We start from the raw sequence: 12,993 nt of genomic DNA on the forward strand, positions 1-12,993 counted from the left end.
CCCTCTGATCGAGGAACCCGTACCGATGAAAAACACCACAATGATGGCGGCCCTGGCGCTTGCCACCAGCCTCACTCCCGTCTGTGCCCTGGCGCAGGTCCACCACGAAGAAGCCCCCGGCACCACCGCCGATACCACCTTTTCGGTCGGCACCATCGTCGTCACCGCGCGCGGCATGGCGGGCAGCTCCGCCAACGTGCTCACCTCGGTCGACGTGCTGGGCGGTGACGTGGCGCAAGGCTCCGATGTCGATAACGTCTGGGAACTGGTCGGGCGGATGCCCGGCGTGCAGGTGACCGATTTCAACCAGGGCACGACCAGCGGCAAGTTCTCGCTGCGCGGCTTCAACGGCGAAGGCACGATCAACGCGGTCAAGCTGCTGGTGGATGGCATTCCGTCGAACAGCAACGATGGCAACATGCCCTGGATCGACATGATGTTTCCGCTGAACGTGGCCGGGATCGAGGTGGTGCGCGGCACATCCGATCCGCGCTTTGGCCTCCACGCCATCGGCGGCAGTGCCAACATCATCACCCGCAGCGGCGGCAACTACGTGGACGCGCGGGGCTCCATTGGAAGCTACGAGACCTACGAGGGCCAGGTGGCGGTGGGCATCGAGCGCGGCAGGCTGAGCCAGAACTACATGGTCGGCTACCGCGATGGCGAGGGGTACCGCGATCACGGCAACTTCGACCGGCTGAGCCTGTCGGGCCGCTGGGGGCTGAACCTGACCGAGGAAGTGCGGCTGGGGGCCATTGCCCGGTACTACAAGGGCAATGCCGAAGAACCCGGCTACCTGACTTTTGCCGACAGTCGCCGCGATCCGCAGATGACCAATGCCTACAACGCGACCGATGCCGATGCGCGCGAGATGCAGCAATATGGCCTGACGGCGGACGTGACCTTCTCGCCCGCGCTGGACTGGTCGAGCACGTTCTACCTCAACCGCCTGCACGATGACCGTTACGTGAAATTCTCCGCCGGGGCCTCGCAGCAGCGGCGGCTGACGATCGAGGACCATTACGGCGCGATGACCGCGCTGCACTGGCACGGTGGCATGGCCGGCGTGCCGCTGATGCTGGAGGCGGGCGGCGATGTGCAGTGGCAGGACAACCAGTCGCTGCGCTGGCTCTCGGTCGCCCGCGTGCCCACCAGCCAGACGCGCAACCAGCAGTATGACCTGACCGTGGGCGGGGCCTATGTGCAGGCGATCATCGAACCGGCCGACTGGCTGCGGATCACGCCTGCGTACCGGATCGATTGGGTGGATGGCACCTTTGCCAACCGCTTGAACAGCACCGGCGCGCCGATCAACGATTATGGCAGCATCGACCAGCCCAAGCTGTCCGTCGCCGTGCTGCCGCTGGCGGGGCTGACGCTTTATGGCAACTGGGGCAAGACCTACCAGATCGGCCTCGCTTCGGGTGCCTACCTGATCCCGCCGCGGCTGGTGGACCTTGACCCGTCCATCAACGAGGGGTGGGAACTGGGCGCGAAGTACGAGGTGGGCGATGCCGTCCAGGCGCGCGTGGCCTGGTGGCAGCAGACCGCCAGCGGCGAGATTGCCCGCAAGCTCAACGATCCGCTGGGCGATTTCGAGAACGTGGGGGCCACCCGCCGCAAGGGGCTGGACGTGCAGGCCAGCCTGTCACCCGTGCAGGGCCTCAGCCTGTGGGGCGCCCTGGCCTGGCAGAAGGCGGTGATCACCGTGCCGCCCGCCGCCACGCCGCAATACCTGGGCAACCGCATCGACCACACGCCCGAATGGCTGTGGTCCGGCGGGGTGGAGGTGCAGCCGGTCGGCGGCCTCACCCTGTTGTTTGCCGGGCGCGGGGCCAGCAAGTATGACCTGACCAGTGCCAATGCCGAGGGCCGCTGGGGCGGGATGACCGCGTTCGACGTGACGGCCCTTTACGCCCTGACCGAACACCTGGACCTGGGCCTGGCGGTGAAGAACATCACCAGCGCCTACTACGAATACGTCTGGTGGGACGGCGCGCAGACGTTGCACAGCCCGGCCGATGGCCGCAACGTCACGCTCAGCCTGCGGGCCCGCTACTGATGCGCCAGCGGGGGGACCGGTTGCGCCATGCCGTGCGAAGGCTGCACCTGTGGCTGGGGCTGGGCGCGGGTGCGCTGCTGGTCCTCCTGGGGCTGACCGGATCGATCCTCGTCTTCTACCCGCAACTGGATGCCGTGCTGCATCCCGAACTGCGGGCGGAGGGCGAGGGGCCCCCCGATTTCGACCGCGTACTGGCCACCCTGCGCGCGGAGTTTCCCGACAAGGCCGGGCCGTGGCGGCTGGAGGTGACCGGCGGGCGGGGCGCGATCCCGGCGCGCTATTACAACCCGCCCGAGCGGGAGGGGCACGCCTTCCGCCCGATGATGGTCTGGCTCAGCCCCGATGGCGCGCGGGTGCTGCGGCGCGACTATTGGGGGGAGTACGCCGTCACCTTCATCTATGACCTGCACTATCGCCTGCTGCTGGGCGAGACGGGGGGCAAGGTGGTGGGCTGGAGTGGCTTCGTGTTGCTGGCACTGATGCTGTCCGGCCTGTGGGCCTGGTGGCCGCGCGGCTCCTGGCGCAAGGCGCTGCGCTTCAAGCGCCACGCGGCGCGCCAGCGGGCCCTGCGTGACTGGCACAAGCTGGCGGGTCTGGGTGGCCTGGCCTTCCTGCTGATCCTGACCGTGACGGGGATCATGCTCGCCCTGCAGGAGGAAAGTGACGCCGCGCTGGCGGCAGCGGGCCTGCCGGTAGTGGCCATGCCGCATGTCCATGACCACGGCAGCGGCGGGGTGGCCATTCGGCCCAGCGGAGCCGTGGCTGCCGCGCTCAAGAGCTTGCCCGGCGCGCGGGTGGCCTGGATCGAGACACCGCCAGCCAGCGGCGGATTCTATCGCCTGCGGATGCAGGTGGCGGGCGACCCGTCGTTCCGCTTCCCGCACAGCTATGCGTGGGTGGATGCGGCGACCGGGCGGGTGCTTGCCATCCACGATGCCCGTGCGGCGGGGGCAGGAGGCACGGTCAACCTGTGGCTCCACCCGCTGCACGATGGCTCCGCCGGGGGCATATGGGGCCGGCTGCTGGCCTTCCTTGCCGGGCTGGTGCCGCTGCTGCTGTTCGTCACCGGCTGGCTGCGCTGGCGGGGCCGGGCGCGCTAGGCCAGCTTCGCCAGCATCCACAAGCCCATCCCGATCATCGCCAGGTTCTCGGTTAGGGACACAAAGCCCAGTGGCACTTTCGAACTGCCGCCCACGCAGGCGCATTTCAGCTCGCGCTTGTCGATGTAGACCGCCTTGAACACGCTGACCGCGCCGATCGTGCCGATGAACAGCGACACCGGGATCGACAGCCAGGGCAGGGCGTGGGCCGTCATCAGCACGCCCGCCAGCGCTTCGCCATAGGGATAGACGCGCCCGTATGGCACCCAGCGTCTGGCCAGCAGGTCATAGTTGAGGAACATGGTGGCGAAGGCCTCCACATCCTGCAGCTTGAGCAGGGCGAGCAGGCACATCGACAGGCTGACGAACCATTCCGCCGCAGCCACGGTCAGCACGGTGCCGCTCATGTGCCAGCTCAGCGCGCCCGCCATCGCCGCGGCCATGGCGAACAGGGCCAGCACGGGACGATAGCTGACGGCATCCTTGTCCGGCACGGCAAGGCCGAAGTGGCGTCGCAGGTCGTCGAACCCGCCGATACGCTGGCCATCGATGAACACCTGCGGCGTGGTGGCGACACCATGCTGCGCCTTGAAAGCGTCCACCTGCTCGCGCGTGGTCAGCACGTGATCCTCCACCCGGTAGCCGCGCGAGCGCAGCAGGTGCCGCGCTTTCAGCCCGTACGGGCAGGTGTGATGTTCCAGCACCATGCGGTGCAGCACCGCCGTCTTCCCGTCGCTTGCCATGACTGTCGCTTCCCCATTCCGGAATATACCCTAGGGGGGTATATGGAGCAGGGCGTGACAGTTTCAAGGCCCGGGCGTGGCCGGTGGTTCGATCCAGCGCATCACGCCGCCGGCAAACGGCGTCCATCGGCCCATCGGCAGGCCGGCATCGGCCAGCCGTTCGCCGGTCCAGGTGTTGCAGGAATTGGCCAGGGTATAGTGGCCCAGCGCTGCGTAATAGGTGTCTCCCCTCTCCACCCCGCGCAATGGCTGGCGCGGGCCGCCGCCGGCATCGGGCAGGCTGGCACGGATCGAGCGGGCCAGTCGCCGGTAGCCCGCGCGGCTGATTACCACCGGACGGTGGTCCGGGCCGGGGGCGGGGCGGACATAGCTGGCCACGCGCATCACCGAAGGCCCCCCGGCAAAGGCGATCCGCAGCGCCGTGCCGATCTTCAGGTCACCCCAGGTGGGCGTGTCGAGGAATACCTCGCGCTCGCCCCAGCCGATCGAGACGTGGGTGGGCATCTCGCCCCCGCGCGCCAGCGCCACGCCGGGAAAATCCTGCCGCCAGTCCACGTCCTGCGTGACCATGGGCATGACGATGGCGGTGTGGATGCCGTTGGTCTCGACCATGACTTCCACGCCGTCAGCGCGAGGTCCGGCAGCGCTATCGGCATCGTTATTGCGCGGGATCAGCGCTCCGGCCCAGCCGGCCAGCACGAACAGCCCCGCCGCCAGCGCCATGCCCGCCAGGATGCGGGCCAGCACGCTTGCGGCCAGCCTTACCCGCGATAGCGCTGGCGCAGCCACAGCACGGCCCAGTCCCCCCGGTGGAGTCGCTGTTGCAGGCGGAAGCCCGCCTTGCGATAGGCCGCCAGCACCGCCGCCTCCTGCGTTACCAGCAGGCCGGACAGGACAATATGCCCCCGCTCGCAAACGGAAGCGGCAAAGTCCGGTGCCAGGTCGATCAGCGGCCCGGCCAGGATGTTGGCGATCAGCAGGTCATAGGGCGCGCGGGCTTGCAGGAACTCGTCCGCCATCCCTTCCGCCACCACCATCGCCAGCGCGCCGGGCTCGGTACCCATGGTAAAGCCGTTGAGCGCGGCGTTCTCCTCCACGGCGGGTAGGCATACCGGATCGATGTCGCTGGCGCTGGCCTTGGCGTGCGGCCACAGGACCATCGCGGCAAAGGCCAGCAGGCCCGTGCCGGTGCCGATATCGGCCACATTGCGGATCACCAGCCCCTGCCGTTTCATCGTATCGAGCATGGCCAGGCAGCCCCAGGTGGTGGCGTGCTGGCCGGTGCCGAAAGCCTGTGCGGCGGGGATGCAGAAGCTGGTTACACCTGCTTCCGCGCAGGGGGCGTGGTCGGGCGTGTGGACGAAGAAGCGCCCGGCGCGGATAGGGTCCACGCCCTTCTGGCTTTCCACCACCCAGTCCGCGTCGGGCAGCTTCTCCGCCGTCAGCGCGGGGGCGGGGGCATCGAACAGCGCGGCCACGGCCTGCGTCTGGGCCTTGGTGGGCTTGCCGGGGGTATAGGCGTCCAGCACCCAGTCATCAGGCCGGTCGGGGGCGATCTCGTAGCCGGTCAGGACCACGTCCTCGTCCCAGTCCCACGCCTCGTCCCGCCGCTCCAGCGCGGCTTCGACCAATTCCTTGCTTGCGTGGGCGACCAGTTTCCAGCTCATGGCCGTGCTTCACCGGCAAGGCGCGTGGCGAAAGTGGCTTCCGCCCGCGCGGCATAGGCGGCGCATCCCGCGGGATCGGCCAGCGGCGCACTGCCTGACAGGCGGGCGGCCAGGTTGCTCGCCTCCGGGTGGGGTGTGATCAGCACGCCGCACGGCACTGTGGCGGCCTTGGCAAAGGCGGCGCGCACACCGGCCACATAGTCCGGGTGGTCGGTGAAGCGATAGTCGTCCGCCGCCGGGGTGCTCAGCGAATCCATGTAGGCCATCGTCTGGCACCGGCTGCCTTCGCACGATTGCCAGGTCCAGCTGGTGGAGCCGGGGGTGTGCACGGGGTTGGAGTGGGCCACGAACGTGGTGTCGCCCAGGGTGATCGATCCGCCATCCTGGATCACGCTGTCGATAGCGAACCCGGTGAAGCGCGGGATGATGGTGGCCTGCGGGTCATAGGGCCAAGGCTCGCCCGTCTGCAGCGGCTGGCGGGCGGGTTCCAGCGCGGCAGTCAGCGCGCCGGTCATCCGCTGCAATTCCGCGGTGGCACCAACGTGGTCGAGATGTTCGTGGCTGGACAGCAGCCACTTCACATCTGCCAGCCGGACACCGACTTTCTCGATATTCGCGGCGATCAGCGGGGCGGCCTCGGGCATGCCGGTATCGAGCAGCACGGCCCCGTCATCGGTCACCACCAGCAGCGCGGTGATCCCGCAGGTGCCGACCATGTACGTGTTGCCGTAGATTCGCGTCGGCGGAGCGGGCTTGACCCAGCCATCGCTCCCCTGCGGCGCATCGGCACAGGCGGCGACCCATTGGGCAGGCGTGACTACCTGCGCCGCAACGGACTGCGACGGCGCGGGAGCGGGCGCGCAGGAAGCCAGAGCCAGGGCGGCGCAGAGCGTGATGGGGAGAGCTTTCATGCAGGTCCTTTGGCAGCGTAACGCGCCGCCGTCATGCGCGCTTTTGCGGTCCTAGCGAACATAACTGGCGCCATTGGCATCGATGGTGGCGCCGGTCATGCTGGCAGGGGCATCCAGCGCGCAGAATACGGCAATTTGCGCAATCTCCTCCGGCGTCGCCACGCGGCCCAGCGGAATGTCCTGCAACAGCCCCGCGCCGCCCCGGCTGGCCAGGTAATCCCCGGCCATCGCGGTATCGGTGAAACCCGGCGTGATCGCGAAGCTGAGGATCCCTTCGGCCGCATAGGCGCGGGCGATGGTCTTGTGCAGCGCCAGCATCCCGCCCTTGGCCGCGGCATAGTGCCAGTGCTCGGGCGAATCCCCCCGGTGGCCCGCGCGGCTGGCCACGTGGACGATGCGGCCCGCCAAGCCCCGTTCACGCCAGTGGCGCACGGCATAGCGGCTGAGTTGCGCCGCGCTGGTCAGGTTGATCCGCAGGGTATCCTCCCACCGGTCCAGCCAGGCGATGTCGCTGGCGTCCAGCGGGCTGGCTTCGAACAGGCCGGCGTTGTTGATAAGCACGTCCACCTGTCCGCCGCTGCGCTCCAGCGCCTCGGCCCACAGCATGTGCGGGGCGGCGGGCTCGGCGAAATCGGCGGCAATCGTACCTGCGTCCACCGCGCGCGTGGCATGGCCGATCACCGTGGCGCCGCGCGCAGCCAGGCCCGCCGCGATGGCCGCCCCTATGCCGCGGGAACTGCCGGTTACAAGGATCGTGGTCATGCCCGCCAGCCTAGCTGGCCCATCGCGCAAGAGAAAGGGCGGCACGGGGAAAAATACCGCCCAAGGGCCGCTTGCCTCACGGCTGCTATCCGCTAAGTGGGGCGCAACAGCGTGTGCGGGGCGCGCACGCGAAGGACTCGATTGGAGCCGGGGCATGGCCACAAGACCCTTATCGCCGCATCTCACCATCTGGAAATGGGGGCCGCACATGCTGGTCTCGATCCTGCACCGGATTACAGGCGATGGCATGGCGCTGGTCGGCATCCCGGTGCTGCTGTGGTGGCTGGGTGCGCTGGCGGCGGGGCCGGAAGCCTATGCCACGTTCCAGGAGCAGGCCAATTCCTGGTATGGCATGGTGGTGCTGGTGGGCCTGTCGTGGGCCTTCTTCAACCACCTGTGCAGCGGCATCCGCCACTTCGTGCTGGATATGGGCGCGGGTTTTGAACTGGATACCAACAAGCGCTGGTCGGTCCTCTCGATCGTCATCGCCGTGGTGCTGACCGTGGGCTTCTGGGCCGCGGTCTGGTTTGTGTAAGAGGGGCGCGGGCAATGGGTAACGGAACTCGGCTGGGCAAGGTTCGCGGCCTTGGCTCTGCGCGGCACGGCTCGGGCGAATGGATGCGCCAGCACGTGCTGGCTGCCGGCAACATGCTGTGCAGCATCTTCCTGGCGGTCAGCATCATCGCGCTGCCGGACCTGGGATACGAGACGGTCACCGCGTGGCTGGCCAAGCCCTTTCCGGCCACCGTGGCGGTGCTGTTCGTGGTCACCACGCTGTGGCACGCCCGGCTGGGCCTGCAGGTGGTTATCGAGGACTATGTCCACGTGGAAAGCAACAAGTTCGCCCTGCTGCTGGTGATGGACCTGCTGGCCGCCACCGGCGCCACCTATGGCGTGATCAGCGTGATCCAGCTTGTGACCCACCAGGACACGCTGACGCAGGAAGATGTCCAGCAGCAGCTGGGCCAGATGATGCAGCAGATGCAGCAGATGCAGATGATGGGCGTGCCTGGTGGCGCACCGGGAGGCGTACAGTGAGCACGCAGGCCGCATACAAGATCATCGACCACACCTTTGACGTGGTGGTCGTCGGCGCGGGCGGATCGGGCCTGCGCGCCACGATGGGCGCGGCGGAAGCCGGGCTGAAGACCGCCTGCATCACCAAGGTGTTCCCCACCCGCAGCCACACCGTGGCGGCGCAGGGCGGCATCGCGGCCAGCCTGGGCAACAACAGCCCGGACCACTGGACCTGGCACATGTTCGACACCGTCAAGGGGTCCGACTGGCTGGGTGACCAGGACGCGATCGAATACCTAGCGCGCGAGGCCCCCGCTGCGGTCTATGAGTTGGAACATGCCGGCGTGCCGTTCAGCCGCAATGCCGATGGCACGATCTACCAGCGTCCCTTCGGCGGCCACATGCAGAACATGGGTGAAGGCCCACCCGTGCAGCGCACCGCCGCCGCGGCGGACCGCACCGGCCATGCCATGCTTCACGCGCTCTACCAGCAGAGCCTAAAGTATGACGCGGACTTCTTCATCGAATATTTCGCCATCGACCTGATCATGGACGGCGAGGGCGCCAACAAGCGCTGCGTGGGCGTGATCGCCATGTGCCTGGACGATGGCACGATCCATCGCTTCCGAGCCCAGGCCGTGGTGCTGGCCACCGGCGGCTATGGCCGTTGCTACTTCACCGCCACTTCCGCCCACACCTGCACCGGTGACGGCGGCGGCATGGTGCTGCGCGCGGGCCTGCCGCTGCAGGACATGGAATTCGTGCAGTTCCACCCCACAGGCATCTATGGCGCGGGCGTGCTGATTACCGAAGGCGCGCGGGGCGAGGGCGGCTACCTCACCAATTCCGAGGGCGAGCGGTTCATGGAACGCTATGCGCCTTCCGCCAAGGACCTCGCCAGCCGCGACGTGGTCTCCCGCTCGATGGCGCTGGAAATGCGCGAAGGGCGCGGGGTGGGGCCGGAGAAGGACCACATCTACCTGCACCTCGATCACATCGATCCCACGGTGCTGGCCCAGCGGCTGCCCGGCATTACCGAAAGCGGCAAGATTTTCGCTGGTGTCGACCTGACGCGCCAGCCGCTGCCGGTGACGCCCACGGTGCACTACAACATGGGCGGCATCCCCTGTAACTACCACGGCGAGGTGGTCACAATCGGACCCGACGGGAACCCCGATCACGTGGTGCCCGGCCTGTTCGCCGTGGGCGAGGCGGCCTGCGTTTCGGTCCACGGGGCCAACCGCCTGGGCTCCAATTCGCTGATCGACCTGGTGGTCTTCGGCCGCGCCACCGGCCACCGCCTCAAGTCGCTGTTGCAGCCCGGTGCCAAGCAGCCGCAACTGGCCGCTGACAGCGCCGATTTCGCGCTGGGCCGGTTGGACCACTTCCGCAACGCCAACGGCGGGTCGCCCACGGCGCAGGTGCGGGCCGACATGCAGAAGACCATGCAGAAGCACGCTGCCGTGTTCCGCGATTCGGCCCTGCTGGCCGAAGGCAAGGCGCTGATGGACCAGGCCAACAAGCGGCTGCAGGATGTCCACGTGACCGACCGCAGCCTGATCTGGAATTCGGACCTGATCGAGACGCTGGAACTCGACAACCTGATGGCCCAGGCCGTGGTGACGATGAACAGCGCGGAAAACCGCAAGGAAAGCCGCGGCGCCCACGCGCACGAGGATTTCCCCGAGCGCGACGATGCCAACTGGATGAAGCACACCGTCGCCTGGTTCGACGGCTGGGGCGGCACCGGCGGCATGGGCAGGATCGATTACCGCCCGGTCCACGAGTACACGCTGACCGGCGATATCGAGTACATCAAGCCGAAGAAGCGCGTTTACTAGAATTGCGCTTCGGTTTTGTCGGGAACCGCCATCCCTTTCGGCTGTTGAACGTCCAGACGTCCTCCATTCGCGGATGACTGACGAACGGGGGTTTGCTGACATATGGACGAAGCCGGATGGCCGGAGCCCGGCTCGGGCTACACGCAGCGCGAGCTCGTGTACCGGCAACTGTTCGATTCGATGGACGAGGGATTCTGCGTCATAGAATTTCTCGATGGTCCTCACGGACCGATGAGCGATTATATCCATGTTCTCGCCAATGCCGCCTATGAGCGCAATGCGGGAATTCCAGATGTGGTCGGGCAGCGGCTGCGCAACATGGTGTCGGAACAGGCAGCGAACGACTGGGTATCCTACTATCGCAAGGTGCTGGTTACGGGCGAACCGATCCGTTTCGAGCGCGAGCTGGAGGAAACGGGGCGTTACCTGTCGCTGTCTTCATTCCGGATCGAACCGCCCGAAGCGCGCCAGGTTGCGGTCCTGTTCCAGGACATCAGCGCGCGGCGCAAGGCCGAGGAAGACCTGCGCGAGCTGAACCGCACACTGGAACAGCGGGTGGACCAGGCGCTGGCGGAAAGACGGCTGCTGGCTGACGTGGTCGAGCAGACCGATGCCTTTGTCCAGGTGGTTGATCTTGAAGGCAACTGGCTGGCGATCAACGCTGCCGCCGTGCATGAGTTTGAACGGGTTCACGGTGTGACTGCCGCTGCCGGGGCCAACATGTTCGAAGCCGTGGCCGGGCGACCGACCGCCGAGCAGGAGGTGCGATCGGTCTGGTCGCGTGCCCTGGCGGGCGAGGAATACACTGATATTGCCGAATTCGGCGATCCGGGGCGCGATCGGCGCTATTACGAGATGCGCTTCAGCAATTTGCACGGGCAGGGCGGCGAGCGGATCGGCGCTTATCTGATGTGCTATGATGTTACTGAACGGCTGGAAGAGCAAAAGCGCCTGGCCCAAGCGGAAGAGGCGCTGCGCCAGGCCCAGAAGATGGAAGCCGTGGGCCAGCTTACCGGCGGCCTGGCACACGACTTCAACAACCTGCTGATGGGCATTTCCGGCTCGCTGGAAATGATCTCGGCCCGGCTGGCGCAGGGCAAGACCGGCGATGTCGAACGTTATCTTAACGCGGCTCAGGGTGCCACCCGGCGCGCGGCTGCCCTGACCCACCGGCTGCTTGCCTTTGCCCGGCGGCAGACGCTGGAGCCGACGCCGGTTGTGGTCAACGATCTGCTGCCAGATCTGATGGAGCTGGTCCGGCGCACGGTTGGTCCGGCGATCAAGGTGGAATCAGTCGCCGCTGCAGGCCTCTGGTCGGTGAACGTGGACCACAACCAGCTGGAGAACGCGCTGCTCAATCTGTGCATCAACGCGCGCGATGCCATGCCGATGGGCGGGCTGCTGACGATCGAGACGGGCAACAAGTGGATTGACAGCAGGACCGCCCAGTCGCGGCAGCTTGACGAAGGGCAATACGTTACAATCTGCGTCAGCGACACCGGATCGGGCATCGAAAAGGATCTGATCGACAAGGTGTTCGACCCCTTCTTCACCACCAAGCCGATCGGCGAAGGAACGGGTCTGGGCCTGTCGATGGTTTATGGGTTTGCCCGCCAGAGCGACGGGCACGTGCGCATCTATTCCGAGGTTGGACAAGGCACCATGGTCTGCATCTATCTCCCGCGCCACCACGGGGAGGCGGCTGTCGCCGAGCAGCCGCAGGCCCAGGCAATCGAACCGGTCAGCGCAGGCACGCGCCGGGTTTTGGTGATCGACGATGAACCACTGATACGCATGCTGGTGGTCGAATCGCTGGAAGAGGCCGGCTTCACCTGCCTGGAAGCGGGCGACGGACCGAACGGCCTGGCGGTGCTGGAGCAGAACAAGGACATCGAAGTGCTTGTGACAGACGTTGGCCTGCCCGGTGGGCTCAACGGCCGACAGGTTGCCGATCGGGCGCGCGAACTCTATCCTGAGTTGAAAGTGCTGTTCGTGACCGGTTATGCCGAGAACGCCGCACTCAATCACGGGCATATCGGCCCGGGCACGAGGGTGCTGACCAAGCCTTTCGCCGTCAATGATCTGGTGGCCCGGGTGAACGGACTGCTTGAAAGCGATTGAGGCGTCGAAAGGCAGCCGGACCGGTAATTCGCAAGCGCTCGCGATCGCACCAGTTTCGGCTGGGCGGCGCGGAACGGCTGGATCTTGTTCGGCTATGCCTTGGTCAACCGGGCTTTGGCCCAGCCGCTGCCCGCGGCCGCAGCAGAGGCGCGCGATGCCATCGGCTGGAAAATGGTCCAGCCTTACAACGCCTAACAGCCGGAGGTAAGAGTGCAGCGCACCGCCCGCGACCGCTTCGGCCGCAAGGCGGTGGCGGACTAGCCGACGCTCTCACGCGTCTCGGCAAAGGCCAGCAACTCCAGCAGGCTATCGCGCCGGTCCGCCAGCATGTCCGCCAGGGTGAACTGGTCGAGATGTGCAAGAAAGGCCTCCAGCGCGCCAGCCAGCACCGGCTTCAGGCGGCACGCGCCAATGATCGAACAATCCGCGCCGGTGCCCATGCACGATACGAAGCTGTCGACCCGCTCCAGCCCGCGAACCACCTGGCCGATGCCGATATCTGCAGGATCGCGCGCCAGCCGCAAGCCACCGCCGCGCCCGCGCAGGGTTTCCACCAGACCTTCCGCCTGAAGGGCCTGCACCACCTTGGCCAGGTGGTTGCGCGAGATGGCGTAGCGCGCGGCGATATCGTCGATCGTCATCTGCTGGCCGGTCGCTCCCAGCAGCATCATCACGCGCAGGGCGTAATCGGTATGGAGGCTCAACTGCATAAAAGAGGTATATAATATATTGCTTTGATCAGCAAGTGGCGTAAACAGGCACATAAGAT

General features: G+C 66.8%; 12 protein-coding genes. 6 read left to right on the top strand and 6 right to left on the bottom strand.

Annotated elements, in window-relative coordinates; translation table 11 throughout:
• Positions 1–25 precede the first annotated feature (25 nt).
• On the top strand, positions 26–2,062 hold the full coding sequence (locus GRI99_RS07965) for a TonB-dependent receptor (protein WP_237438189.1): 2,037 nt from the start codon (positions 26–28) through the stop codon (positions 2,060–2,062).
• Positions 2,062–3,162 (top strand): PepSY-associated TM helix domain-containing protein, encoded by a 1,101-nt coding sequence (locus GRI99_RS07970; RefSeq protein WP_160771484.1) that lies wholly within the window; start codon positions 2,062–2,064, stop codon positions 3,160–3,162. The genes GRI99_RS07965 and GRI99_RS07970 overlap by 1 nt, the downstream gene beginning before the upstream one ends.
• On the opposite strand, the gene GRI99_RS07975 is transcribed toward GRI99_RS07970, so the two are convergent.
• The 5 genes from GRI99_RS07975 to GRI99_RS07995 form a co-directional block, all read right to left on the bottom strand.
• The gene (locus GRI99_RS07975) at positions 3,159–3,905 is read right to left on the bottom strand and encodes a MauE/DoxX family redox-associated membrane protein (protein ID WP_237438190.1); all 747 of its coding nucleotides are present in this window, start codon (positions 3,903–3,905) and stop codon (positions 3,159–3,161) included. The genes GRI99_RS07970 and GRI99_RS07975 overlap by 4 nt on opposite strands.
• 63 nt (positions 3,906–3,968) lie before the next feature.
• Positions 3,969–4,652, bottom strand: a complete 684-nt coding sequence (locus GRI99_RS07980) for a DUF2459 domain-containing protein (RefSeq protein ID WP_337192888.1) — start codon at positions 4,650–4,652, stop codon at positions 3,969–3,971.
• Between the two features lie 14 nt (positions 4,653–4,666).
• Positions 4,667–5,572, bottom strand: coding sequence for a 50S ribosomal protein L11 methyltransferase (locus GRI99_RS07985; RefSeq protein ID WP_160771485.1), 906 nt, complete (start codon positions 5,570–5,572; stop codon positions 4,667–4,669).
• Positions 5,569–6,483, bottom strand: a complete 915-nt coding sequence (gene bla, locus GRI99_RS07990; protein WP_160771486.1) for a subclass B3 metallo-beta-lactamase — start codon at positions 6,481–6,483, stop codon at positions 5,569–5,571. The genes GRI99_RS07985 and bla overlap by 4 nt, the downstream gene beginning before the upstream one ends.
• A gap of 51 nt (positions 6,484–6,534) precedes the next feature.
• Positions 6,535–7,245: an SDR family NAD(P)-dependent oxidoreductase gene (locus tag GRI99_RS07995; RefSeq protein ID WP_160771487.1), complete on the bottom strand. Its 711-nt coding sequence runs from the start codon at positions 7,243–7,245 to the stop codon at positions 6,535–6,537.
• A gap of 154 nt (positions 7,246–7,399) precedes the next feature.
• On the opposite strand from GRI99_RS07995, the gene sdhC reads away from it, so the two are divergent.
• The 4 genes from sdhC to GRI99_RS08015 all read left to right on the top strand — a co-directional run bounded on the left by sdhC (position 7,400) and on the right by GRI99_RS08015 (position 12,224).
• Positions 7,400–7,780 carry a succinate dehydrogenase, cytochrome b556 subunit gene (gene sdhC, locus GRI99_RS08000; protein ID WP_160771488.1) on the top strand — a complete coding sequence of 127 codons (381 nt, stop codon included), beginning with the start codon at positions 7,400–7,402 and terminating at the stop codon, positions 7,778–7,780.
• A gap of 14 nt (positions 7,781–7,794) precedes the next feature.
• Complete coding sequence (gene sdhD / locus GRI99_RS08005) at positions 7,795–8,283, top strand: succinate dehydrogenase, hydrophobic membrane anchor protein (RefSeq protein WP_160771489.1); 489 nt, start codon at positions 7,795–7,797, stop codon at positions 8,281–8,283.
• On the top strand, positions 8,280–10,103 hold the full coding sequence (gene sdhA / locus GRI99_RS08010) for a succinate dehydrogenase flavoprotein subunit (protein WP_160771490.1): 1,824 nt from the start codon (positions 8,280–8,282) through the stop codon (positions 10,101–10,103). The genes sdhD and sdhA overlap by 4 nt, the downstream gene beginning before the upstream one ends.
• 102 nt (positions 10,104–10,205) lie before the next feature.
• Positions 10,206–12,224, top strand: a complete 2,019-nt coding sequence (locus tag GRI99_RS08015) for a PAS domain-containing protein (RefSeq protein WP_160771491.1) — start codon at positions 10,206–10,208, stop codon at positions 12,222–12,224.
• 257 nt (positions 12,225–12,481) lie between these two features.
• On the opposite strand, the gene GRI99_RS08020 is transcribed toward GRI99_RS08015, so the two are convergent.
• Positions 12,482–12,934, bottom strand: coding sequence for an RrF2 family transcriptional regulator (locus tag GRI99_RS08020; protein ID WP_160771492.1), 453 nt, complete (start codon positions 12,932–12,934; stop codon positions 12,482–12,484).
• Between the last annotated feature and the right edge of the window lie 59 nt (positions 12,935–12,993).

The organism is Alteraurantiacibacter buctensis, assembly GCF_009827655.1.
GTDB lineage: Bacteria > Pseudomonadota > Alphaproteobacteria > Sphingomonadales > Sphingomonadaceae > Alteraurantiacibacter > Alteraurantiacibacter buctensis.